Source organism: Novosphingobium sp. GW821-FHT09E05 (genome assembly GCF_059416165.1).
Genome location: NZ_JBWKOQ010000001.1, coordinates 655,645 through 678,121, shown reverse-complemented (window position 1 = coordinate 678,121; position 22,477 = coordinate 655,645). Strand labels below are relative to the sequence as shown.

At 66.1% G+C, this 22,477-nt stretch carries 23 protein-coding genes and 1 other RNA gene; 9 read left to right on the top strand and 15 right to left on the bottom strand.

The genetic code is table 11. From position 1 onward, the window contains the following. Positions 1–9 precede the first annotated feature (9 nt). From AC07M9_RS03170 to AC07M9_RS03145, 6 genes are all read right to left on the bottom strand, one after another. A complete protein-coding gene (locus AC07M9_RS03170; protein WP_494881248.1) occupies positions 10–1,680 on the bottom strand; it encodes an ATP-binding protein in 1,671 nt (556 codons plus the stop codon). Between the two features lie 116 nt (positions 1,681–1,796). Beyond that, entirely contained in the window at positions 1,797–2,516 is a 720-nt protein-coding gene (locus AC07M9_RS03165; protein ID WP_494883879.1) for a TIGR02186 family protein, read from the bottom strand. A 41-nt stretch (positions 2,517–2,557) separates the two neighbouring features. After that, on the bottom strand, positions 2,558–3,472 hold the full coding sequence (locus AC07M9_RS03160; protein WP_494881246.1) for a sulfite exporter TauE/SafE family protein: 915 nt from the start codon (positions 3,470–3,472) through the stop codon (positions 2,558–2,560). 47 nt (positions 3,473–3,519) lie between these two features. After that, positions 3,520–4,650 (bottom strand): hypothetical protein, encoded by a 1,131-nt coding sequence (locus tag AC07M9_RS03155; protein ID WP_494881244.1) that lies wholly within the window; start codon positions 4,648–4,650, stop codon positions 3,520–3,522. Then, positions 4,647–6,044 carry a glycosyl transferase family protein gene (locus AC07M9_RS03150; protein ID WP_494881243.1) on the bottom strand — a complete coding sequence of 466 codons (1,398 nt, stop codon included), beginning with the start codon at positions 6,042–6,044 and terminating at the stop codon, positions 4,647–4,649. The genes AC07M9_RS03155 and AC07M9_RS03150 overlap by 4 nt, the downstream gene beginning before the upstream one ends. 195 nt (positions 6,045–6,239) lie before the next feature. Beyond that, entirely contained in the window at positions 6,240–6,671 is a 432-nt protein-coding gene (locus tag AC07M9_RS03145) for a VOC family protein (RefSeq protein WP_494881241.1), read from the bottom strand. Between the two features lie 116 nt (positions 6,672–6,787). On the opposite strand from AC07M9_RS03145, the gene AC07M9_RS03140 reads away from it, so the two are divergent. Then, complete coding sequence (locus AC07M9_RS03140) at positions 6,788–7,525, top strand: SIMPL domain-containing protein (protein ID WP_494883878.1); 738 nt, start codon at positions 6,788–6,790, stop codon at positions 7,523–7,525. 64 nt (positions 7,526–7,589) lie between these two features. Here the strand turns inward: AC07M9_RS03140 and AC07M9_RS03135 are convergent, their stop codons facing one another. After that, positions 7,590–8,354 (bottom strand): TorF family putative porin, encoded by a 765-nt coding sequence (locus AC07M9_RS03135; RefSeq protein WP_494881239.1) that lies wholly within the window; start codon positions 8,352–8,354, stop codon positions 7,590–7,592. A gap of 323 nt (positions 8,355–8,677) precedes the next feature. On the opposite strand from AC07M9_RS03135, the gene AC07M9_RS03130 reads away from it, so the two are divergent. Next, complete coding sequence (locus AC07M9_RS03130; protein WP_494881238.1) at positions 8,678–9,373, top strand: metallophosphoesterase; 696 nt, start codon at positions 8,678–8,680, stop codon at positions 9,371–9,373. Positions 9,374–9,479: 106 nt separating this feature from the next. Here the strand turns inward: AC07M9_RS03130 and rnpB are convergent. From rnpB to AC07M9_RS03110, 4 genes are all read right to left on the bottom strand, one after another. Then, an RNA gene (gene rnpB, locus AC07M9_RS03125) (RNase P RNA component class A) lies at positions 9,480–9,923 on the bottom strand. 8 nt (positions 9,924–9,931) lie between these two features. Continuing rightward, positions 9,932–10,636: an N-acetylmuramoyl-L-alanine amidase gene (locus tag AC07M9_RS03120; protein WP_494881236.1), complete on the bottom strand. Its 705-nt coding sequence runs from the start codon at positions 10,634–10,636 to the stop codon at positions 9,932–9,934. 18 nt (positions 10,637–10,654) lie between these two features. Then, a complete protein-coding gene (locus AC07M9_RS03115; RefSeq protein WP_494881234.1) occupies positions 10,655–11,311 on the bottom strand; it encodes a histidine phosphotransferase family protein in 657 nt (218 codons plus the stop codon). Positions 11,312–11,365: 54 nt separating this feature from the next. Next, on the bottom strand, positions 11,366–11,758 hold the full coding sequence (locus AC07M9_RS03110; RefSeq protein WP_494881232.1) for a M67 family metallopeptidase: 393 nt from the start codon (positions 11,756–11,758) through the stop codon (positions 11,366–11,368). Between the two features lie 18 nt (positions 11,759–11,776). Between AC07M9_RS03110 and AC07M9_RS03105 the strand changes: the two genes are divergently transcribed. Both AC07M9_RS03105 and rpoH read left to right on the top strand, forming a co-directional pair. Further along, entirely contained in the window at positions 11,777–12,721 is a 945-nt protein-coding gene (locus AC07M9_RS03105) for an RluA family pseudouridine synthase (protein ID WP_494881230.1), read from the top strand. Positions 12,722–12,810: 89 nt separating this feature from the next. Then, a complete protein-coding gene (gene rpoH, locus AC07M9_RS03100) occupies positions 12,811–13,716 on the top strand; it encodes an RNA polymerase sigma factor RpoH (RefSeq protein ID WP_494881229.1) in 906 nt (301 codons plus the stop codon). A gap of 58 nt (positions 13,717–13,774) precedes the next feature. On the opposite strand, the gene AC07M9_RS03095 is transcribed toward rpoH, so the two are convergent. Beyond that, a complete protein-coding gene (locus AC07M9_RS03095) occupies positions 13,775–15,013 on the bottom strand; it encodes an MFS transporter (protein WP_494881227.1) in 1,239 nt (412 codons plus the stop codon). Between the two features lie 186 nt (positions 15,014–15,199). Here AC07M9_RS03095 and mtgA point away from each other — a divergent pair, with 186 nt between their 5' ends. Beyond that, positions 15,200–15,865, top strand: coding sequence for a monofunctional biosynthetic peptidoglycan transglycosylase (mtgA, locus tag AC07M9_RS03090; RefSeq protein ID WP_494881225.1), 666 nt, complete (start codon positions 15,200–15,202; stop codon positions 15,863–15,865). 7 nt (positions 15,866–15,872) lie between these two features. Here the strand turns inward: mtgA and AC07M9_RS03085 are convergent, their stop codons facing one another. Further along, positions 15,873–16,481 (bottom strand): carboxymuconolactone decarboxylase family protein, encoded by a 609-nt coding sequence (locus tag AC07M9_RS03085; RefSeq protein ID WP_494881223.1) that lies wholly within the window; start codon positions 16,479–16,481, stop codon positions 15,873–15,875. Positions 16,482–16,637: 156 nt separating this feature from the next. After that, positions 16,638–19,187, bottom strand: a complete 2,550-nt coding sequence (locus tag AC07M9_RS03080) for a TonB-dependent receptor (protein WP_494881221.1) — start codon at positions 19,185–19,187, stop codon at positions 16,638–16,640. 379 nt (positions 19,188–19,566) lie between these two features. Between AC07M9_RS03080 and AC07M9_RS03075 the strand changes: the two genes are divergently transcribed. Next, positions 19,567–20,532 carry a cation diffusion facilitator family transporter gene (locus AC07M9_RS03075; RefSeq protein ID WP_494881219.1) on the top strand — a complete coding sequence of 322 codons (966 nt, stop codon included), beginning with the start codon at positions 19,567–19,569 and terminating at the stop codon, positions 20,530–20,532. Positions 20,533–20,535: 3 nt separating this feature from the next. Here the strand turns inward: AC07M9_RS03075 and AC07M9_RS03070 are convergent, their stop codons facing one another. Next, positions 20,536–21,390 carry a VOC family protein gene (locus tag AC07M9_RS03070; RefSeq protein WP_494881217.1) on the bottom strand — a complete coding sequence of 285 codons (855 nt, stop codon included), beginning with the start codon at positions 21,388–21,390 and terminating at the stop codon, positions 20,536–20,538. A 162-nt stretch (positions 21,391–21,552) separates the two neighbouring features. Here AC07M9_RS03070 and AC07M9_RS03065 point away from each other — a divergent pair, with 162 nt between their 5' ends. The 3 genes from AC07M9_RS03065 to AC07M9_RS03055 all read left to right on the top strand — a co-directional run bounded on the left by AC07M9_RS03065 (position 21,553) and on the right by AC07M9_RS03055 (position 22,407). Then, positions 21,553–21,798: a glutaredoxin domain-containing protein gene (locus AC07M9_RS03065; RefSeq protein ID WP_494881216.1), complete on the top strand. Its 246-nt coding sequence runs from the start codon at positions 21,553–21,555 to the stop codon at positions 21,796–21,798. A gap of 62 nt (positions 21,799–21,860) precedes the next feature. Continuing rightward, positions 21,861–22,070 carry a hypothetical protein gene (locus AC07M9_RS03060; protein WP_494881214.1) on the top strand — a complete coding sequence of 70 codons (210 nt, stop codon included), beginning with the start codon at positions 21,861–21,863 and terminating at the stop codon, positions 22,068–22,070. 73 nt (positions 22,071–22,143) lie between these two features. Further along, entirely contained in the window at positions 22,144–22,407 is a 264-nt protein-coding gene (locus AC07M9_RS03055) for a GlsB/YeaQ/YmgE family stress response membrane protein (RefSeq protein ID WP_494881213.1), read from the top strand. The last annotated feature ends 70 nt before the right edge of the window (positions 22,408–22,477 follow it).

The following is a 22,477-nucleotide window of genomic DNA, read 5'->3' as shown; positions in this document are numbered from 1 at the left end:
CCCGAAGGCTCACCGCCCCTGCGCCCGCCAGCGCTGGACGGTGCGCAGGACCATCTCCTCCTCGCCGCCGGTCTCGTTCCACAGCTGCGTGAACGAGGGGTCGGCGGACGCGGGGCGCTTTTCCTCCTCGAGGTCGTCGAAGGCGACGCGCATCGGGATCGCCACGCCCTCGCCGCAGATGATGCACTCGCGGTTGCGCAGCGCCGGGATCGAATCGAGGAAGCCCCGCGCGCCCTCGGGCATGGCGGCGCGCACGAAGGCCTGGTCGCGGTCGTTGTTGAGGCGCATCGAGATGATCGTGCCGCACTGCGAGAGCACGCCCTCTGCAAGGTCGGACGGACGCTGCGTGATGAGGCCGAGCGAGATGCCGTACTTGCGGCCCTCCTTGGCGATGCGCGAAAGGATGCGGCCGACCGAAGAGCCATCAGCGTTCTTCTCGTTCGGCACGTAGCGGTGCGCCTCCTCGCAGACGAGCAGGATCGGCCGGGTCTTCTCCTCGCGCGCCCAGACCGCGAAGTCGAAGACCAGCCGGCTGAGCACGGCGACGACGGTGGAAGTGATCTCGGTCGGCACGCCCGAGACGTCGATGATCGAGATCGGCCGCCCGCGCGAAGGCAGGCGGAACAGGCGCGAGATGAAGTCGGCCATCACGTCGCCCACCAGCATGCCCGAGAACATGAACTGATAACGCGGGTCGCCCTTCAGTTCGTCGAGCTTGCTGCGGATGCGCAGATACGGGGCGGTCGTATGGCCTTTGTCGAGCTTGCCCATCGCGTTGTTGAGGATCATGCCGAGGTCCGAGAGCAGGTACGGGATCGGCGAATCCACCGTGATCCGGCCCATCTGCTCTGCCAGCCGGTTCTTTGATCGCGCCTCGAGCAGCGCCTTGCCGAGGATCTCGGCGTCGAGCTGCCGTTCGTCCCCGCGCGAGGTGAGGAGTATCTCGCAGTGTTCCTCGAAGTTCATCAGCCAGTAGGGCATCTGCAGGTTCGAAACGTCGAGGATCATGCCGGTGTCGCGGAAGGCGGCGGCATATTCACCGTGCGGATCGACCATGATGATGTGCCCCTCGGGCGCATGCTGGCAGATGCGGTGGAGGATCAGCGCGACGCTGGTGGACTTGCCGGTGCCGGTCGAGCCGAGCAGCGCGAAGTGCTTGCCCAGCAGCGCATCGACGTAGAGCCCGGCGCGAATGTCGCGGGTGGGATAGACGTTGCCGACCTGGATCGCCGAGCGGCCGTCACTGGCGTAGATTTGGCGAAGGTCGTCGCTGGTGCAGGGATAGACCATCGCGGCGGGGATCGGGTAAAAGGTGACGCCGCGCCGGAAGGCGTGGATGCGCCCGGTCAGTCGCTCGACCTGCCCCTCGCCAAGGAAATCGACATCGGAGAGGACCGCGCCGGTCGTCCGTCCGTCCTGCTTCTGGTTGCGCACGCTGGCGAGCAGCCAGCCATTGCCGACGCGTATCTTGACCTGGCTGCTGACCTGGCCCGACAGTGCGACCGAAGGGTCGGCGTCGAGCGCGATCTCGTTCAGACGTTCGAGGTCGAACGCGATCCGGCTGCCCGACCCGCTGATCTCCAGCACCACCCCGATCGGCTCGTGGCCAATGGGCTCGTGACATACGGGCGAGGTTCCGGCCTGGGCCGCGTGAACCTGATCGAGACCCTCGACATGCATGTTGTTCTTCTACCGTCGGATTATCTGGCAACCGATTGCGAGCGGTAGCGCGGCCTCGGTTAATTTCCGCCTAAGAGCGTTACCAGAGCACGCACGCGGCGAACCTGTGCACCGTGTCAGATGAGCGCGAACAGCCGGCCGGCGAGCCAGCCCATCGCCACCGACACGAACACCGCGAGCAGGCCATAAGCAAACCCGTAGTTCTCCGCGAAATTGGCGATGGCGCGCTCGATGCCCAGCTTGCGCACTTCGACCTGGCTGCTTGCCGAGGCCACCACCCTGCCCTTGGAGACGGCATACGTCTCGGCCGTGTAGATGCCGGTCGGCACGCGCGAGGGCAGGCCGATGCGGGCCTGGTAGAGCACCTGCTCGCTCACTTTCACGCCGCCCTCTTCCTCGCGGTAGAGGCCGTTGCGGCGGTTGAGGTCCACCAGCCCCTCGGAGAAGCGCTGCTGTTCCTCGGGATCGATCGCACCGATCGGCGAGAGCTGCAGCCACTTGAGGCCAAGCTCGTAGATCGCCGCTGTCTTGTCGTCGACGATCTGGGCGATGGGCCGGGTCGAAGCGATCGCGAAGTAGCTGGGCGCGCTGCGCAGTTCGGTGCTGGCGGCATTGATCCAGATGCCCGCCACCTTCTGCTTCTCGCGCAGGACGATCGACTGGGTCGGCCCCTTGAGCACGACGACGATGTCATAGTCCTGCGCCGCGCGGGAGCCCTCGGGCGTGAGGATGGCGCCGAACAGCAGCAGTTCGGTGCCGGTGAAGCCCTGCTGGAGGTCCACTTCGTGCTGCGAGACTTCGGGCACCAGGATCGGATCGCGCGCGCCGGCGAGCATGACCAGCGCGAGCAGCGCCGCCAGGACGGGCGCCAGCGCCTTCACAGCGGCGCCACGGTGTAGATCTCGTCGGGTCGGTAGCCGAGGCCCAGCGCCATACGCCCGGCAACCAGCAACACGATCACCGCGAGGATCAGGCGCAGTTTCACCGGGCTCGCCTTCTGGGCGAACTGCGCGCCGACCTGCGCGCCCGTCACCGATCCCAGCAGCAGCAGCGAGGCCAGCACGATGTCGACCGCGTGGGTGGTGAGTGCGTGCATCATCGTCGTCGCCATGGTGACGAACAGGATCTGGAACAGCGAGGTGCCGACCACCACGTTCGCGCTCATGCCCAGGATGTAGAGCATCGCCGGCACCAGGATGAAGCCGCCTCCCACGCCCATCAGCATCGTCAGGATGCCGGTGCCCATGCCCAGCAGCAGCGGGGCCAGCGGCGAGATGTAGAGACCCGAGCGGTAGAAGCGCCAGCGCATCGGCAGGCTGGCGACCATGGGATGATGCCGCCGCTTGCGCGCGGGAAGCGGGACGCCCGAGCGCTCGGCGAGGATCGACTGGATGCTCTCGCGCGCCATCAGCCAGCCGATCGAGCCGAGCATCAGCACGTAGAGGATGTTGATGACGGTATCGATCTGCCCCAGCTTCTGCAGCAGGTTGAACAGCAGCGCGCCGATGCCGGTGCCGATGATGCCGCCCGCCACCATGACCGAGCCCATCTGGTAGTCCACGTTGCCGCGCCGGGTATGGGCGAACACCCCCGAGACGCTGGCGCCGGTCACCTGGCTCGCGGCCGAGGCGGCGGCGACGGTGGGCGGGATTCCGTAGAAGATCATCAGCGGGGTCGTCAGGAACCCGCCGCCCACGCCGAACATGCCCGAAAGCAGGCCGGTGAGCAGACCCAGGCCGACGATGATGAGACCGTTGACCGACAGGTTCGCGATGGGGAGGTAAACATCCATTGCTGACTTCTCGCTACCGCAGCAAGGCCTTGCAGAAAAGCAGGGATTCAGAAACCTGCGGATAGAGTGACGGCCGGTCCGGAGTCGGGCACCGCCTCGCCGGCCACCCGGAACCGCCAGTCGATCGCAACCCGGCCCATCGTACCCCGGCCGAGCGGCATCGCGATCGCGGCTGACGGCCCGGCGTCGAGCCGCGCCGCACCCTTCTGGACGCCGCCCCAGACCCCCACCCCCAGGCGCGTGTCGACCTTGCCAACGCTGAGCAGCGCGCGGTCGGCCCTGAACTGCCCGTCGGCGAACGGCGTCGCGAAACTGCCGGCGACGTAGCCGGCCTGTGCATAAGCTTCCCCGCGAAGGCGACCAGGGAGCACGAACGGCGGCAATTCGGTGACGGCCATGGCGACAGGCTGGAACCGGCGTGACCCGCCCTGGTCGGTCAGCCGCGCCTCGAGCGCGGCGATGACGGGGAAGGCCGGCAATGGCCGCGCCAAGAGGCCGATCGCCGCGCTGGTCTCCTGCAACTGCCCCATGCTCGAAGTGGTACGCATGTAGATGGCCGGGCGATAGGGGCTGGAAAGGGCCAACCGGTAGCGCAGCACCGCGCCTGCCTGGCTCGCCCCGTAAGTCGCCGGCAAGGCGCCCGGCGAAGCGATGCTTCCGGTCCCATCGCGGCGCAGCAAGGCCCAGGCATCGGCGGACCAGCGCCGGGGCTTTTGCGGAAGCGACGGGGCCGCGCCCACCGGCGCGCCCGTCGCCGCCATGCCGGGAGGCTCCGGCGCATAGAAGCGCGGCAGGCCCTCCGACAGGGCGAACTCATCGCGCAAATGGCGCGGCAACGAAGGACCGGGCGGCGCCGCTCCGCCCGCGTAGTACGATGGCGGCGCCCATCCCAATGCTGGCCTCGAAACAGCGGGATAGCGAAAATATGCGGGTGCGCGCGGATCGACCGGCATCGGCGCGTAGGGATAGGCATAGTCGGCAGGGGGGAGCGACAGCGGCCCTCCCCGCGGATCAACTGCGAAGCCGCCGCTTTCTGCAGCCGCCGCGACGGGCTGCGCCGCCTGCACCGCGCTGGCAGTGGGCATGTCCCAGGTCGCCGCGCGGCCGCCGGCCCAGCCGCCCAGTACCGCCAGCAGCGCCACCAGCGGGTGACCGCGCGAGATCTTGCCCCCGCTCACTGCGCCGCTGCCAGTGCGGGGTGTCCATGGTGGGTGGTCTTGTCCCAGCGCACCGCCACGCCCCGCAGCGTCCCGATGTAACCGGACAGCGCGCGCCGCCCCGCAAGGATCGCGATGTAGTTGGCGACGGGGATGCGCATGACCGCGCTGACCCCCTCGGCGACGCCGTACTCCCGCGCGGTAAAGGCGAATCGGAAGAGGCAGCGCCATGCAAAGCACACGAAGCAGGCCTGAAGCATGAAGCGCAGGACCGGAGAGACCACCGGCTGCGGATAGATGCCGCCCAGGCCGGCCATCGCCAGCAGACCCTCGACCACGACGAGCATGTAGCCGCACGCCAGGACGATCGCGGTCAACGGCCCGCGCCGGTCTCGCAGCGCCATCCATAGGTCGGCAGAATCGGTGCTCCAGCCCAGACGATCCCAGCCCTGGAAGGCAATGCCGTGGATCCATCGCGATTTCTGCCGCACCGAGGTTTCGATGGTCGCCGGGAAATAGGCCCGGGTCGCCACGAGATCGCCGTTGTCATCGCGGACGCGCAGGAAGCGAGAGCGACCGCCTTCCCTGCGCACCAGGAGCCCGAGTTCATAGTCCTCGGTCAGGCACTCGGCCGCGAAGGGGCCTCCGCCACCGCCTCGCCGCCGGGCGATGCGGGCGATCATGTCGCGCGAGAAGCCGCAGCCCACCCCCGCCGCCGGGATCGCCGCGCCCAGCGCGTCGCGCACGATGAGCGCCTTGGCGTGCGCTTCGGTGAACTCGTCGGCATAATGGCCGGCGACCCACGGCGAATCGGGCTGGGGCTCGGGCCGGACCGGCAGTTGTATGAACTCCGCATCGGCCAGCCCGCGGTCGATCACCGAAAGTTCGGCGGGATGGATCATGTCCTCCGAATCGTGGAGGATGACCGAACGATAGCGCCGTCCATACCTCCGCTCGTTCGCGCAGAGCGCGGCATAGGCGCGGTTGAGGCAGTCGGCCTTGGTGGTCGGGCCCGGGGTTTCGGTGATCACGATGCGGACGCGCGGATCGTCGCGAGCGGCGTCGGATGCTGCCTTGATGGTGGCGGGATCGTTGCAGTAGCAGCCGAGGTAGAGCGTGAAGTCCTGCTGCGCCCAGGCCCCGAGCGCATGCGCGATCGTATGGCCGATGACCGGCGCTTCGTCCCAGGCGGCGATCAGCACCGCAGCGCGGCCCGAAAGCGGGGCGGCTGCCGCTTCTCGCGTGATCCGCCCCGCCCGCCCCCTGCCCGTCACCCGCAGCCAGAGCCAGCACAGGTCGATCCCGAAATCGTCAGCCGCGCCCAGGATGAACCAGAATGCGGTGAACAGCAGCAGTTCATGCTCGGCCGCCTGCAGGTAGGTGACGGCATACTGAAACCCCAACGTTGGCTGCACCTTCGTCCCCTCTTATGCGACCCGAGGAGCCCGGAACGGATCGACCCCCCGCCGACCTTTCTCAGGCAGGGATTATGGGCAGGTGCCGCCGTTGCGCCAGCCGCTTTCGCCGTGGTTTCACAAAGTTAACGGAAAGGAAGGCCAGTGCCCGCCCCGGCGGCGCTCGGCACAGGGGTCGAGCGCCGCGGGCGCGGCTTACCAGCTGCCGATGTTGGGCATGCTCGCCCAAGGCTCGGCGGGATCGAGGCGGCCGTCCTGCAGCAATTCCACCGAGATGCCGTCGGGCGTGCGCACGAACGCCATGTGGCCATCGCGCGGCGGGCGGTTGATCGTGACGCCGCCGTCCTGGAGCCGCTGGCAGGTTTCGTAGATGTCCGCGACCTGGAAGGCGAGGTGGCCGAAGTTGCGCCCTCCGGTGTATTCCTCGAACGCGCCGTCCTCGCCCGGCCAGTTGTAGGTCAGTTCGACCTCGGCTTCCTCCTGCCCCGGCGCCGCCAGGTAGATCAGCGTGAAGCAGCCCTGCTCGCTCGAAAATCGGCGGGTTTCCTTGAGGCCGACGAGTTCGAAGAAGCGGATCGTCGCGTCGGGGTCGGTGACGCGGATCATGGTATGGAGGTAGCGTGTCATGGAAGGGCTTTCTCGGTTCGTCTATGGGATTGAACGGTTCATCGCGGATACAGCCGGTGCTTGCCATAACCGGGGGACGATCAGGGAGAGATGCGATGAGCGAAGATAGTTCGGGCATGAGTGGAGGCAAGGGTACAAGGAACATCGAGGGCACGACCGCCCGCTGGCTCGCGAGTTCGGCCATCCTCGCCGTCGGCCTCGTGATCGGAGGCTTCGCGCTGGGCGACGGGATCAAGCGCGCGCAGCGGGCCGACCGCGCCGTCACCGTGAAGGGCCTCGCCGAACGCGACGTCACCGCCGACCTCGCGACCTGGACGATCAGCTATTCCGCCACCGCGGCCGATCTCTCCACGGCGCAGGGCGGCGTCGATCGCGACACCGCACAGATCCGTGCCTTCTTCGGCGAACTCGGCTTTCCGGCCGAGGCGCTGCAGCCGACCGGCGTGACGGTCAACCAGGCCAGGGACAACGCCGGGACCATGAGCTTCACGGTGCGTCAGCGCGTCACCCTGCGGACGACCGACATCAAGCGCGCGCAGAACGCGGTGCGCCGCCAGTTCGAACTCGTGAAACGCGGGGTGATCCTCGAGGAGGGTTCCGGCATGGCCTATACCTTCACCCGGTTGAACGGCATCAAGCCCGAGATGGTCGCCGCCGCGACCAACGACGCGCGCGCCGCTGCCGAACAGTTCGCCAAGGACAGCGGCGCCGAGGTCGGCGCGATCAAGAACGCGGCGCAGGGCTACTTCTCGATCGAGGCGCGGGACGGGGATTCCGGCGGCGGCTGGGGCCAGTCGGATACGCCCTACAAGAAGGTGCGCGTGGTCACGACGATCGACTTCTACCTTGAGTAGACACGAAAAACCCGCCCGGATCGCTCCGGACGGGTCCTCCTGCGAAGGGTTCCGCCTGCTATGATCAGAACGAAGCGGTAAGCGTCGCGACCACGGTGTCGTTGGTGTAGCTGTCGATGCTCGGGCCAGAGACGCCGACGTAGGACACGCTCAGCGAGAGCGGGCCGTAGATCGTGCCCGAAGCGCCGATCGAATAGTCGATGCCGGTGCGGTCAGCGTTGCAGTAATAGCAAGGCGCCAGCGCGCCGTCGGTGTAACCGAAGTGCCCCGAGATGGTGAGCGGGGTGTTGGGAACCGCGACGTCGACGTTGCCGTAAAGGTAGAGGTTGTCGCTCTTCTTGTTGCCGGCGAAGTTCGGCAGCGCGTCCTGCTTCCAGGCATAAGTGCCGCCCACCTTCACCTTCGCCGGGCCGGCCATCGCGGTGAGCGAGGCGTAAGGCTCGAAGAATTCGGAATCGCCGCCGGTGCCATTCGGATAGGCATAGTAGAGCAGGCCGACGTCGGTGGTCAGGCCGGAGGCTACTTCACCGGTCCATCCGCCGAACAGATCGAGTTCGGTGCTGCCGTAGAGAGGGCCCAGATCGAGCGACGAGCCCCAGGTGGCGATGTAGAAGCCGCTGGCGTGCGAAACGGTGATGCCGCCCTGGATCGCGATGTCGCCACCCGACTGCGAAACGCCGCGGAAACGGTAGTCACTGGTCACGGCAGCGCTGCCGGTGACGGTGATTTCGGACGGAGCCTCGGCATCCTGCGCGAAGGCCGGAGCAGCGGAAAGCGCAGTTCCCGCAAGAAGAGTGGCGGCGATGGCGCCGCGGACGGACAAAAGCATGATCATTCCCTCACAATTATTGTCTTGATGCCTCGTCCCACCTGCATCCTGCGCCCCCGGTCTCGTGATGGACATGGGTTGCGCTGGCGGAATATTGCTGCACCGCACCCAGAGACCACACAAGAAAAATTTCAATTCAGCAATATTAGGGAAACGAACTGTGGATTTTATGTCACTTGAGTGGCCTTGGGGCGAACGCTTGTGCGCGCGGGAGCGAGTGCTATACTGCGGTGCAATAAATGCTTTCAAAGATCCGTAATCTTCTGCGCCGCCGCAACGACAGGCAGGCGGCCGCCATTCCTCCCGGCGAACGCGTCTATGCCGTGGGCGACGTCCATGGCCGCGCCGATCTGTTCGAAGCGCTGATCGGCATCATCGAACGGGACGACGCCCAACGTGGCCGCGCGCACACCACCGTGGTGCTGCTGGGCGACCTCATCGACCGCGGGCACGACAGCGCCGCGGTGGTCGAACAGGCGCGGCAGTGGGCAAGCCGCCGTGAAGTGGAATTCATCCAGGGCAATCATGAGGAAATGCTGCTGGTCAGCCGCACCGACGTCGAAGCGCTTCGGGGCTTCCTGAAGTTCGGCGGGCTGGAGACGATCCTGTCCTACGGCGTCGACCCCGAACTGGCGATGACGACCGAGATCGAGGATCTCCAGCGGCTGATGAACGAAGCCATCCCGCAGGATGACTTTGATTTCCTCGACGGTTTCAAGAAAATGATCCGCATCGGCGACTACGTATTCGTTCATGCCGGCGTTCGCCCCGATACGCCGCTCGAATTCCAGTCCGGTCGGGATTGCCGCTGGATACGCGAGCCGTTCCTCAGCCATCGCGGCGATTTCGGTGCTTTCGTGATTCACGGCCATACGATCACGCAGGCGCCGGAAATCTGCGCCAACCGCATCGGTGTGGATACCGGAGCGTTCCTGTACGGGACACTCACGGCGATCGGTCTCCAGGGGACTGACCGCTGGTTCCTCCAGGCCAGCGATCCACAAAGCGAAGCCGCGTGAGCCGGTCGCCGCGCCGACCTGCGGCGGGCGTTGCGGCACGAGCCTGTCCACGACGCCGCGGTCATTCGCCAGCGAGAGTCTGTGGTATCCGTCTCGAAGGCCGGTTTGCGCCGGGGAGCCTGTAAGCCGGGTTCTGTTCCTGGCGTGGTCTCCCAATCGAGGGACCTTACGACAGGTGGCAGCCATTCCTCTAGGCGATACATCGCTGCATCGCTCAAGCGACCAACCCGGGCTGCCTGGGTCCGAAACGAACCCGCCGATCTCCCCGCTTTCGCAGACGCCGGCGCGCAGCCCCTATTCGGTCTTGCTCCGGGTGGGGTTTGCCTTGCCGCTTGCCGTTACCGGTAGCGCGGTGCGCTCTTACCGCACCCTTTCACCCTTACCTGTCTTCCGAGGAAGACGCGGCGGTCTGCTCTCTGTGGCACTTTCCCTAAGCTTCGGAAGGCCTAGAAGCCCCCCTCGCCCGGCGGGCGTTACCCGCCACCCTTGTTTCGTGGAGCCCGGACTTTCCTCGCGGTCCAAAGGACCCCGCGGCTGCCCGGCTCCCCGGCGCGAGGCTCACCTAGCACGCCCGATGTCGCGCTCCAACAGGAGTTCGAGCAGGATTCCGCCGATCTCGCCGTCGATCTCGCCATCGATGATCTCGGGCCGCCAGCGCCGCTGGAAAGCGCGGACCGCCGCGCGGCCGTCGGTGATGTCGTAGCCGAAACGCTCCATGGCGAGGTAGAAGGCGCCGGGATTGTCGTAGAACAGGTTCATCTTCGCGCGCGGGATCTCCAGCGCGAGACCTAGTTGCCCGAGGCGCGGCCAGTCGAAGTATTCGCCCGGATCGTCCTTGCGGGCAGGCGCGATGTCGGAATGGCCGACGACGTTGGCGCGCGGGATGTCGTGACGGTCGAGGATATAGGCGAGGAGCGGGGTCAGCGCATCCATCTGCGGCTCGGGGAACGGGCGGTAGCCGTGTTCATGGCCGGGGTTCACCAGCTCGATGCCGATGCTGGCGGAGTTCACGTCGGTGACCCCGCGCCAATACGCGCGCCCGGCGTGCCAGGCCCGCTTGTCCTCGGGCACCAGCGAGGTGACGGTCCCGTCCTCGTCGATCATGTAGTGTGCCGAGACTTCCGCCTCCGGGTCGCACATCCGCGCCAGAGCCTCCTCGCCGGACTTCATGCCGGTGTAGTGCAGCACCGCCATGGTGACCGGCAGTTTGCGCTCGTTCCAGTTGGGGGAGGAAACCCTGCGGTTGACGAGCCAGCGGTTCATCGTGCCCTCCCCTCCCCTTCAGGCCCCGGGGAGAACCGCGCCGAGCACCAGCGCATCCTCTGCTAGGACATATTGCAGCTGCCCGCCGATCGCCTTGGCGAGCTGGTCGAGCATGGCGGCCGGCGCGGTGCGGCTGGACAGCTCCCCCTCGGGCAGCGTCCCTTCCAGCGCGCTTCCCACCGAACGGTCGAAGGCGATGCGCGGACCCGCGGCGCGCACGACGATCTCGCTCGCCCCGCCGGCCGGGCCGCCCCGGTACTCCGCCGCGATGTCGAGCGTGCCGCCGCGCGGCAGTGCCTCGAGGCCGATCAGCGCGAAGTTCAGCAGCGTCTTGATTGCGGGCTTGGGCAGCGAATCGCTCGGCAAAGCCCAGTTCAGCGTGACGCGCTTGTTGTTGGCGACCAGCGCGTCGACCAGCACCTTGGCCTCGCCCACCGGCACCATCTCGCCGAAGCCGCCGGCGGCACCGAACGCGAGGCGGAAGAACTTGAGCTTGTCCGCCGAGATCCGCGCACTCTGCTCGAGCAGCTCGAAGCAGCGCGCCCGCATCTCCGGGTCCTTCTCGTCGGCGAGCAGCTCGAGGCCGTTGGACAGCGCGCCGACCGGGCTGAGCATGTCGTGGCACAGGCGCGAACACAGGAGGCTGGCAAGTTCGACCGAACTCGTGGTGGTCATGGAATCAGGTACTTTCCGTATTCTTTTCAGGCGGCCCTGCGCTTGGGCGCGCCGTCAGTCCACGACGCGGAAGGCCAATGGCGAAAATCCATTCCCGCTATCGCGCCAGAATGCAACCTCGCTCTGGGCGATGATCGCCCAGATGCGCGAATCCCCGGTGGAATGTTCGCAATCGGTCGCCGAGGGCACGGGATGACCCGTAGGATGCGAGTGGTAATAGCCCAGGACTTGCGGCCCGCCCCCGCGCGCCGTCTTGTGCGCGGCGAGCAGGGCGAGCGGGTCGATCTCGAAGCGCAGGCGGCGGTCGTCGGCGAGATTGGCGGCGGGTTGGGCGGTCTCGATACGTGCTCCTCGCCCCGTCAACAGACCGCAGCATTCCTCGGGAGCCGCTTTTGCGGCCTCTTTTAAAAGTATGGCGAGCACGCCACTTGTCACCTCGATATCCATCCCCAAATCGTACCGGCAATGGGGGGCAACGCAAATATCATCGAAGGGCTCGTGGGCAAGCCCGGCGGCCGTCTCGACAAGGCGCTTGCCGACGCGAGCGGCCTCTCGCGCGAGCGGGTAAAGGCGCTGATGGGCGAAGGCCGCGTCAGCCTCGCCGGCAAGCAGACCGCGCACGCCTCGCTCAAGGTCGAGCCCGGCACGCCCTTCGCCATAGAAGTGCCCGAAGCCGTCGCCGCCGAAGCGGTGGCGCAGGACATTCCGCTCAATGTCGTATTCGAGGACGAATACCTGATCGTGGTCGACAAGCCCGCCGGGCTCGTCGTCCACCCCGCCGCCGGCAATCTCGACGGGACGCTGGTCAATGCGCTGCTCCACCACTGCCGGGGCCAGCTTTCCGGCATCGGCGGCGTCGCGCGTCCGGGCATCGTCCACCGCATCGACAAGGACACCTCGGGCCTGCTGGTGGTCGCCAAGACCGACAAGGCGCACGAGGGGCTGGCGGTCCAGTTCGCCGACCACTCGATCGTGCGCGCCTACCTCGCCGTCGTCGGCGGGCGGCCGATACCCGCCGCGCGGACGGTCAAGGGCGCGATCGCCCGATCGCCCCATGATCGCAAAAAGATGGCACTGGTCGAGGATGGGCGCGGCAAGCACGCGGTGACGCATTTCCGCACCGTCGAGCCGCTCAAGGGCGCGACCCTCGTCGAGTGCCGCCTCGAGACCGGCCGCACGCATCAGGTGCGCGTTCACATGGCGTCAATCGGTCATGCGCTATTAGGGGATCCTGTCTATGGACGAACACCTTCTTCTTTGCGCGCGACTCTCAATGAGCTCGATTTCTCGCGCCAGGCGCTCCACGCTGCGGAACTTGGCTTCGTCCATCCCGTTACAGGAAAGAACGTCCATCTCGCCAGTCCGCTTCCCGACGACATGCGGACACTGATCGACGAACTGCGACACTGAAATCGCTTTTATGTGCTACCACCCCAAGGTGGCCACAAGCTAAGATGCCTTCAAGGGTCTTTGACCGTGTGCCGACCTAGAAAGGACGGATGATCGTGAGCAACAACCGTAACCTGAGCGTTCCAGCCCTTGGTGGCGAGCAGAGCCTCAACCGGTATCTTTCGGAGATTCGCAAGTTCCCCGTGCTGGCTCCCGAGCAGGAATACATGCTCGCCAAGCGCTACTCCGAACATGAGGATCCCGCCGCTGCAGCGCAGCTGGTGACCAGCCACCTGCGTCTCGTCGCCAAGATCGCCATGGGCTACCGTGGCTATGGCCTGCCGGTGTCCGAGCTGATTTCTGAAGGTAACATCGGCCTGATGCAGGGCGTCAAGAAGTTCGAGCCCGAGCGCGGCTTCCGCCTGGCGACTTACGCCATGTGGTGGATCAAGGCCTCGATCCAGGAATACATACTGCGGTCGTGGTCGCTCGTGAAGATGGGCACGACCGCTGCGCAGAAGAAGCTGTTCTTCAACCTGCGCCGCATGAAGAAGAACCTCGACGCCTACGAGGACTCCGATCTGCACCCCGACCACGTCGCCGCCATCGCGACCAAGCTGGGCGTCTCGCAGACCGAGGTGGTCAACATGAACCGCCGCATGATGATGGGCGGCGATGCCTCGCTCAACGTCTCGCTGCGCGAAGAAGGCGAAGGCCAGTGGCAGGACATCCTCCAGGATGACCGTCCGCTGCAGGATGAAACCGTCGCCGACGCCGAGGAAGCGTCGGTGCGCCACTCGATGCTGCTGGAGGCGATGGGCTCGCTCAATGAGCGCGAGCGCGACATCCTTCAGGAGCGCCGCCTGACCGAGGATCCCAAGACCCTCGAGGAACTGAGCCAGGTCTATTCGGTCAGCCGCGAGCGTGTCCGCCAGATCGAGGTTCGCGCCTTCGAGAAGCTGCAGAAGGCGATGAACCGCATCGCCACCGACAAGCGGCTCCTCCCGGCGGGCTGATCCGCCGCGGGTTGAACAAAAGAAAGCCGGGCCATCCGCGAGGGTCGCCCGGCTTTTCTTATGCCGGCGCCGCCTCACCGCGCGGGTGCATGCGGATGATGCGCACCCACGTCAGCGCCAGCAGCGCAAGACCGGCGAAGGTCCAGAACACCCCGGTATAGCTGCCGAACAGGTCGAAGATCAGTCCGAAGATGGGCGGCGTCGCCAGCATGGCCAGCAGGATCGTGCCCGACAGCAGCCCCATCGCCCGCCCTACCGCGCGCTGCCCGAAGACACGCGGGGCGAGATAGCTCTCGGCCGGGACCATCAGCCCGCCGAACAGGCCTGCGAGCGCGATGCCGAAGGCGATCGTCCAGTAGCCCCTCATCGCCTGGGTCAGACAGACCATCCCGACCGAGAACCCCGCCAGCGAGATGTACATCAGCGTGCGCGCGCCCAGCCGGTCCGAGAGCGCCGCGAAGTTCAGCTTGGCGATGAAGCCGCAGGCCGCGTAGATCGAAATCAGGGAGGCCGCGTCCTTGGCCTGGATACCCGCGTCGATCGCGAGCGGCGCGAGGTTGGTGATCGTGCCCTTGAGCCCGGCGGTGACGATGCTGACGGTCACCGCCAGCACCCAGAAGGTCGGATCGCTCAGCACCTCCCGCGCGGAGATCGGCGCCTTGGCCAGTTCCTCCCTGCTCAGTTGGGGAGCTTCCGCGGCACCGTCCGGATTGAGCCCGCGATCGGCGGGGCGGTCGATCACCAGCAGGGTCACCGGGATCGTCCAGGCCAACAGCACGAGGCTCAGGAGCTGCAGCGCCGGGCGCCACTCGTTGGCATTGAGCAGCGCCTGGATGATAAGCGGGAAGAAGAACCCGCCTGCCGAAATCCCGGCTATGGCGATGCCCACCGCCCGCCCCCGCTTCTGCGCGAACCAGCGCGAGAGCAGCACGGTGATCGCCACCGGCCCGATCAGCACGTTGGCCGGCGCGATCAGCACACCGAAGATGACGAGCACCTGGGTGAACGAGGTCGCCAGCGACATCGCCGCATAGCCCAGCGCCAGGCACACACCTCCCGTCAGCATCAGGCGCCTGAGCGGCACGCGGTCCATCAGGTTCCCGAGCAGCGGTGCGAGCACCGCGCTGGTCCCAGAGAGTACCGTCATCGCCAGCATCAGCACCGTCCGGCTCGGCTGGAACTCCCTCGCCAGCGGCACCGCGACGATCGAGTAGGTCGAGGCGACCATGCCGGTGGCCGCCAGCAGCATGAAGCCGACCGCCACCTGCCTCCATCCGGCTGCGAAGGATGCCGCCATGCCCGTGTTCTCCCGTTCTTTTAGTTGGCAGAGTTATCGGCAAGAACGGTCGCAACTGCAAACGAAAGGGCGCAACTGCGAATACAGGCATCGGCGGGGCGGGGCTGACGGAGCCGCTGGCGCAACCGCCGCCGTTTCGACTAGAGAGGGAGCCGACATCCACTCAATCGAGGCCCGTTCCCACTCATGCGCTTTATCGCCAAGTTCATCCTCTGGTTCGTCGCGATCAGCGTGGCAGTGACGGTGCTCTACCGCTTTGTGCCGCCGCCGGTGACGGTGACGATGCTGGTCGACGGCAACGGCATCACCAAGGACTGGGAACCGCTGAGCAACATCGACCGCAACATGGTCGCGGCCGTGGTCGCCGCCGAGGACGGGAAGTTCTGCTCGCACAACGGTTTCGACACCGACGCGATCGAAAAGGCGATGGAGCGCAACGCCAGGGGCGGCCGCATCCGGGGCGGCTCCACGATCAGCCAGCAGACCGCCAAGAACGTCTTCCTCTGGCAGGGCGACGGCTGGACCCGCTACGCCCGCAAGGGGCTAGAAGTCTGGTTCACCTTCCTGATCGAGAACCTGTGGGACAAGCGGCGGATCATGGAGGTCTACCTCAACGTCGCCGAGACCGGCATCGGCACCTACGGGGTCGAGGCCGGGGCCCAGCGCTACTTCGGCAAGTCGGCCGCCAACCTCACCCCCGCCGAGGCGGGCCGGATGGCCGCCGCCCTCCCCAGCCCCAAGAAGCGCAGCGTCAAGAACCCGGCAGGTTTTACTCGCCGCTACGGCAACACCATCGCCGCGCGCATCGGCACGGTGAAGCGCGAGGGCTACGACGCCTGCGTCTACGAGTGATCGAGGTTCAGCGCGCCGCCAGCCCCTGCCCGTGGTCGGTCAGGCGGGTGCGCAAGCTGTTCTGGACATAGGCCGTCATCACGTAGTGCCCGATCACGATCGGCAGTTCGAGCAGTTGCCGCTCGTCTAAATGCGGGGCGAGCGCGTCCCAGGTCGCGTCGCAGATCATCGCATCGCCGTGCAGGTCCTCCACCGCGTGCAGCACGGCGCGGTCGAGATCGTCCCACCCCGGCGCGCCCGAGCCCTCGACGATCCATTCGATCTCCTCGGCGCGGAACAGCCGTTCGCGCGTGGCGTGGACGTGCTCGCCCCAGGCATAGGGCGCGCCGCAGAGCCAGCTGGTGCGCAGGATCGCCAGTTCACGAACCCGGTCAGGCAGCGCCGAGCGGGTCGAGGCGGTGACGCCGAGCGCCATGTAGCCGGCGAAGAATTCGGGACTGTGCGCCAGGTTCGCGAAGAACGGCGCCAGCGGCATCCCCTCGGGATAGCCGTAAAGCACCCGAAGCTGCTCCATCGCCTCACGGTGCCGCTCGTCGAGCTGCCCCTCGTCGAGAAAGCTCAAGCGCTCGCCTGCCCCCAGAACCTGCCGATCGCGCGCCTGCGCATCCCATGCCATCACTCTCTCCCTCGGCCCGGAAACTATCCGAGGTCGCCGGCTAGGCAAGCGGGTCGCCGATTTACCGCAGGGAGGATGAGCCCTGCGACTCAACGGAAAAGGGGAGGAACCCTGCGGTTCCTCCCCTTCCCTGTTCCGTTACCGAAGCGGAGGCGATCAGAAGCCGAAGCTGATCGAACCGATGAAGGTACGCGGCGAGCCGATCTGCGCGAACGGCACCGAAGTGGCCGACGTGCCCGCGCCATCGAAGCCGCCGACATAAAGCTTGTCGAAGACGTTCAGCACGTTGAGCTGCAGGAACGTGCGGTCGCCCAGGCCGGCGAAGTCCAGCTTCACCTTGGCGTCGAGGTCCACCAGCGTGTAGGCCGGGGTCTTCTTGCCGTAGACCTGCGTCGTGCCGCTCATGATCGGCATGTTGACGTCGTTGACGTAACGCGGGCCGGTGCGCTTGGCCTGCGCGCCCAGTGAGACCGGGCCGATGTTGGCATCGGCGCGGGCACCGAAGGTGTAGACCGGAGCGCCGGCTTCACGCTTGCCCTTGGTCGGGGCAAACACGCCGTTGCCGGTTTCGACGTCTTCCTTGATCTCCGACTTCAGGTACGAACCGAAGAGGTAGATGCTGGCTTCGGGGATCGGGCGGACGGCGAAGCTGCCGTCGATGCCGTACTTGTCCACGCGGCCGAGGTTACGGTAGATCGTGACGTTGAGGTCGCGGTCGTACGACGAGGCCAGGCGGTTGTGGTAGATCGTGTACCAACCGGTCAGCATCGCCTGGATGATGCCCGATGTGTAGCGGACGCCAAGGTCGAAGTTGTCGGTGGTTTCGACGCCGGGGGTCGCCTGCGCCGAGTCCTCGGAGAACCAGAACGACTGGTAGAGGTTGTCGGTGCCCGGGGGCTGCAGGCCCTTCGAGTAGTTGAAGTTCAGGCTCGCCGCGTCGGTGAAGTCATAGACGAAACCGGCGTTCGGCAGCACCTTGTTGTAGTTGAAGATGCGCTGCTGCGGCAGCTTGTAGGTGGGGTTGGCGTTGGCGTAGGTCGCCTGGTCCACCGTGTTGGTGGTGAAGCAGTCGACGAAGCCCGAAGCGCTGGTGGCGAGGCAGTTGTTGGTCAGGTTCCGCTTGAAGAACGGTGCGCGCACGCCGATGTTCAGGTGCAGCGTGTCGTTCAGGTAGTCACCCGAGTATTCACCCGAAACCTGGTGTAGGATCGCGTAGGACAGGCGGTCGCGCTTCTGCAGGACGTTGCCGTCGGCATCGGTCAGCGAGCTGTCGGAGAAGACGTCGGTCGCGAAACCGTTCGGCTTGATCAGGCTGACTTCGCCGGTCTGGCGGTGACGTCCGCGGTCGTACGAGTAGGCAACGCGGATGCGGTTGTATTCGTCGAAGTCGTAACGCAGCGAGGCGATGACGCCCAGGCGCCAGGTTTCGGTGTTGCTCGGAGCGAGGACGCGGACCTGGTCGAGCGTGTCGCCGTCGCCATTGAGATCGACGCCGCCGAAGTAGGGCACGCCGCCGAGATAGCCAGACACCCGCTGAGCGGCCGTGATCGCGGCGCGCGTGGCATTGGCGGTCTGCGTGTAGAAGCCTTCACGCGCGATGACGGTGCCGCCACCGTTGGCCTTGGTGTACTGGATGCTCGGATCGACGGTCAGCGTCAGCTTGTCGCTGAGCGTGAACTTCGAGTTGATGCGGATGTTGCCGGTGTTCGAGGGGTTGAAGCGGTACTCGTAGAGCGAACCGCAGCTGTCCGCAGCGACCACATCGGCAACGCCGCCCACACCTGCAGCAGCCGGGCAGCGGGCCGCGTCGTAGGCGCCGACGTCGTAGTCGTCGCGCTCCGCCTTGGTGTTCGGGAAGCGGCCCACGCCCGTGGCGCTGTTGACGATGCGGGTCGGGTCGTTGCGCAGGGGCACCGAACCGAAGAAGTTGTTGCGGTTGCGATTCCAGTGGCCGGCGATCGAGATAAAATCGCCGTTGTCGCCGAGCGGCTGGTAGATCTTGGCGTTCAGCTGCATCTTGTCGATCTGGCCGATCTTGCCAAAGACCGCGTCGTTGGTCGCCTTCGAAGCCGCGAAGAACGCCTTGGTGCCCGATGAGTTCAGGACGCCGGTGTCGATCTCGCCGAACAGGCGCATGAAGTTGAAGTCACCGACCGAACCCAGCATGCGCGCGCCGAACTCGTCGGTGGGGTTGCGAGTGCGATAGTTGACGGTCGAACCGGTGGCGGCGGCGGTCGGCGAGTCGACGTCGGTCGAGCCGAGGTTGACGTTGACCTGCTCGATCAGCTCGGGGTCGAGCTGCTGGTTCGAGTAGAGCGCATAGCCGCCCGTGTCGTTCAGCGGGATACCGTCGAAGGTCTGCGAGATGCGGCCGTCGTCGAAACCGCGGATGGTCAGCGTGCCGCCGGCCGAACCGAACGGATCGTTGTTCTGGAAGCTGACGCCCGGGACCAGGTTGATGATGTCGTTGATCGACTGGCCCGGAGCCTGCGTGGAGATGATCTCCTGCGTCAGGACCTGCTTGGCCTTGGTGGTCGGCGGCAGCTGAACGCCGGCGACGCCTCGCTGCGTCTGGCCGGTGACGACGATCTCGCCCTCTTCGAAGTCGAGCGAACCGGTGGACTGCGCGAAGGCAGGCATTGCGAGGAATGCGGCGCCGACGGCCAGGGTGCTGGTCGCCGTGGAAAGGAGGGTGTGAATTTTCATCGTATGCCCCTGAGCTAGTCAGACTGGAGTGGTCACAATGTTGCGACGAACTGCTTGCGCCGCGCTGATTGCTGCGGCTGCTAAGAGCAGGGCCATATGACAACTTTCTGACATTTGGGAATCATTTGGCTACAGCCGCGCGAAATTTTGTGACACTATGGTCACATAAGCCGTTATCTCGCATATATATCGTTATATTTCATACGGTTATAAACTATGTGATATAGTGCACTGCGGCATAAATGCCACGCGCCGGGAAAAGCCATTGCTGCGCTTGCGTCCCACTTTTGCGGCGGAAAACCCTTAAGGAACGGCCAGTCGGTGTGATGTTACGTCATAGCTTGATACGGCCCCTTCCAGCGTGGCAATCCTCGTCGCCATGAGCGCCGGACATCAGCATCAACACGGACATCAGCACGGCCATGGTCATGGGCATCACCATGGGCACGGCCATCATCCCCCCCCGGCACCGGGCAGCATCGGCCGGGCCTTCGCAATCGCGGTCACGCTCAACGCGCTGTTCGTCGTCGCCGAGGTTTCGGCCGGGTTGCTGAGCGGCTCGATGGCGCTGCTGGCGGACGCCGGACACAATCTCTCGGATGTGCTCTCTCTGGTGCTGGCCTGGGCGGCGAGCGTATTGTCGGCCCGCCCGCCCTCGGAGCGCTTCACCTACGGGCTCAAGAGCTCCTCGATCCTCGCCGCCATCGCCAATGCCGCGCTGCTGTGGGTGGCGATCGGGGCAATCCTGGTCGAGACGCTCCGCCGCATCGCCGAGCCCGCACCCGTCGCGGGCACGACAATGATGGTGGTTGCGGGGCTCGGCATCGCGGTCAACGCGCTCTCCGCGCTGCTGTTCGCGCGGGGTGCGAAGTCCGACCTGAACCTGCGCGCCGCCTTCCTCCACCTCATGGCCGACGCGCTGGTGTCGGTCGGCGTGGTGGTCGCGGGGGTTGTCATCCTGCAGACCGGCTGGGCGCTGGTCGATCCGATCGCCTCGCTGGTCATCACCGCAGTCATCGCCTGGTCGAGCTGGGGCCTGCTGCGCGATGCGCTGCACATGGGCATGCTCGGCGTGCCCGAGGGCATCGACGGCACGAAGGTGCGTGCCTTTCTCGAGGCCCGGCCCGGCGTCACCCGCGTCCACGACCTCCACATCTGGCCGATGAGCACGACCGAGACCGCCCTCACCGCGCACCTCCTCATCCCTGGCGGCCAGCCGGGCGACGCGTTCCTGTGCGAACTCGCCGAGGACCTCGCGCATGAGTTCGGCATCGGCCACCCCACCATCCAGATCGAGACCGATGCCCAGAGCCCCTGTGCGCTCGAAAGCGAAGCGGTGGTCTGAACCTCAGCCGGGCACGAACTCGTGCCGGGCCCCGAGGAAGTCGTCCGGATCGATCGCAAAGCCGGGGGAGACGCAGCCCTCGCCCGTCAGGCGCAGTCCGAGCTTGCCCTCGAAATGCCCCCGCGCCCGGGGCTCGTCCGCCACCTTCCAGACGAGAGCATAGATCCCGTTCTGCGGCGCTGCCAGGAACGCCCCCAGCCGCCCCGAGGACGGATCGTCGGGCTGGACGAAAGCCACGCGGGTGTCGCCGACGCGCAGCAGCACGCGCCGCCCCGGCTGCGGCAGCGTGGTGGCCGCATCCTCCAGCACCTCCCCGTCGATGACCTCGGTGAAGAACCGCAGTGCCGCGTCGATGTCGGCGGTGACGCAGGCAATGTGATCGAGGCCGGTCACCGTGCAGTGGTGGCCTGCCCCGACCTTCGGGTCCCAGTTGCCGCGTTCCCACGGATCATTGGGCATCGGCAACTCGCAGACCTCGATCAGCACGCCGCCGGTCGATTCGGGCTTCACGAAGAAGAACACACCGTAGTCACTGGCGACGGTGCAGCCCGCTTCGCGGAAGGCGGCGCCGGCTGCCTTGCCGTCCGCCACCTTGATCTCGAAGGAGTGGAACTGCTGCCCGATCCGCGCCGCCTGCCGTGCATAGGGCTTGGTCAGGTCCTGTGCGCTGCGTGGCGCCATCGGCTCGACCATGTGGTCGGTCACGTAGAGCAGCGCCGCGTCGCGGTCCTCGGCCGGGAAATAGTTTTCGGCGAAGACGAGGCCGCCAAGCGCGTCCTGGTAAAGTAGGCGGCACTTGTAGATGTCGGTGGTGGCATGGATCGTGTGGATCACCCGCGAAACCGGAATGCGCGCCATCGTTCTCTCTCTCCTGGTCTTTCTTTCCTCCAGCGTGCGGCGGCGGGGCGACGTTGCCAAGCAGCGGGCGGCAATATCGCGAGCGCGGCCCGGTGCGCGGGAACGCCCGGCCGCGTCGCACGCTTCAAGGGGGGACATTCCGTCCCGCGATGGAGACGCGCGTTGGCCGATACCAAGACAGCGGAACTGTACCGCATGGTCCTGCCCGAGCACACCTGCCCCTTCGGCCTGCGCGCCAAGCAGATGCTGGAAGGCGCAGGCTACGAGGTCGAAGACAATATCCTCTCCGCACGCGAGGAGGTGGATGCGTTCGAACGCCAGCATGGCGTCGATACCACGCCGCAGGTGTTCATCGACGGCGAGCGGATCGGCGGCAGCGACGACCTCGAACGATACCTCGCTGCGTAGAATCCCTTAGGCAGCGGAACATTAGGGCCTGCCGGTCCGTTGTGCGTCCATAGGAGATTCATATGATCGGCAAGATTATCGGCGCCGTCGCAGGCAAACGTATTTCGCATCACGTCGACGGTGTCGGCGGGACCGGCGGTGCCCTGCTGGGCGTCGGCGCGGCGACGGTCATGCGCCGCATGGGCCCACTGGGGCTCGTCGCCGCAGCGGTCGGTGGTTACGCGATCAAACGCTATTCCGAAAAGCGCGAAGCCTCCAGGCTGACCCGCTGAATTCAAGTCCGGCCGGACCGATCGAAGCCCGATCGGTAAGCCACAAATTATTATTCAAACAGGGAGACTTCCAATGGGTTGGATCATTGCACTGATCGTCGGTGGTATCGCAGGCTGGTTGGCCAGCATGGTGATGAAGCGCGACGCTTCGATGGGCATCTTCCTCAATATCGTGGTTGGCTGCGTCGGCTCGGTCATCGGCAACGCCCTGTCGGGCCCGCTGTTCGGGATCCGTGGCAGCGTCCAGGAATTCTCGATCACTGGCCTGATCATCGCCTTCGTCGGCGCTGTCATCCTGCTGGCGATCGTCAACTTCTTCCGCGGTCGCACGCGCTAGACCGATCGGGTCGGATCAAACCTCTTCGTCATTCCCGCGAAAGCGGGGGTGACGACCAGGGGATAATTGC

Bases quoted from the DNA above. Each gene is read 5' to 3' on its own strand.
- AC07M9_RS03165 (WP_494883879.1), bottom strand. From the start codon at position 2,516: ATGCTCGCCGGCGCGCGCGATCCGATCCTGGTGCCCGAAGTCTCGCAG.
- AC07M9_RS03070 (WP_494881217.1), bottom strand. From the start codon at position 21,390: ATGGCGCGCATTCCGGTTTCGCGGGTGATCCACACGATCCATGCCACC.
- AC07M9_RS03080 (WP_494881221.1), bottom strand. From the start codon at position 19,187: ATGAAAATTCACACCCTCCTTTCCACGGCGACCAGCACCCTGGCCGTC.
- mtgA (WP_494881225.1), top strand. From the start codon at position 15,200: ATGCGCTTTATCGCCAAGTTCATCCTCTGGTTCGTCGCGATCAGCGTG.
- AC07M9_RS03105 (WP_494881230.1), top strand. From the start codon at position 11,777: ATGGGGGGCAACGCAAATATCATCGAAGGGCTCGTGGGCAAGCCCGGC.
- AC07M9_RS03075 (WP_494881219.1), top strand. From the start codon at position 19,567: ATGAGCGCCGGACATCAGCATCAACACGGACATCAGCACGGCCATGGT.
- AC07M9_RS03120 (WP_494881236.1), bottom strand. From the start codon at position 10,636: ATGAACCGCTGGCTCGTCAACCGCAGGGTTTCCTCCCCCAACTGGAAC.
- AC07M9_RS03145 (WP_494881241.1), bottom strand. From the start codon at position 6,671: ATGACACGCTACCTCCATACCATGATCCGCGTCACCGACCCCGACGCG.
- AC07M9_RS03095 (WP_494881227.1), bottom strand. From the start codon at position 15,013: ATGGCGGCATCCTTCGCAGCCGGATGGAGGCAGGTGGCGGTCGGCTTC.
- AC07M9_RS03085 (WP_494881223.1), bottom strand. From the start codon at position 16,481: ATGGCATGGGATGCGCAGGCGCGCGATCGGCAGGTTCTGGGGGCAGGC.
- AC07M9_RS03135 (WP_494881239.1), bottom strand. From the start codon at position 8,354: ATGCTTTTGTCCGTCCGCGGCGCCATCGCCGCCACTCTTCTTGCGGGA.
- rpoH (WP_494881229.1), top strand. From the start codon at position 12,811: ATGATCGTGAGCAACAACCGTAACCTGAGCGTTCCAGCCCTTGGTGGC.
- AC07M9_RS03110 (WP_494881232.1), bottom strand. From the start codon at position 11,758: ATGGATATCGAGGTGACAAGTGGCGTGCTCGCCATACTTTTAAAAGAG.
- AC07M9_RS03140 (WP_494883878.1), top strand. From the start codon at position 6,788: ATGAGTGGAGGCAAGGGTACAAGGAACATCGAGGGCACGACCGCCCGC.
- AC07M9_RS03160 (WP_494881246.1), bottom strand. From the start codon at position 3,472: ATGGATGTTTACCTCCCCATCGCGAACCTGTCGGTCAACGGTCTCATC.
- AC07M9_RS03115 (WP_494881234.1), bottom strand. From the start codon at position 11,311: ATGACCACCACGAGTTCGGTCGAACTTGCCAGCCTCCTGTGTTCGCGC.
- AC07M9_RS03170 (WP_494881248.1), bottom strand. From the start codon at position 1,680: ATGCATGTCGAGGGTCTCGATCAGGTTCACGCGGCCCAGGCCGGAACC.
- AC07M9_RS03055 (WP_494881213.1), top strand. From the start codon at position 22,144: ATGGGTTGGATCATTGCACTGATCGTCGGTGGTATCGCAGGCTGGTTG.
- AC07M9_RS03060 (WP_494881214.1), top strand. From the start codon at position 21,861: ATGATCGGCAAGATTATCGGCGCCGTCGCAGGCAAACGTATTTCGCAT.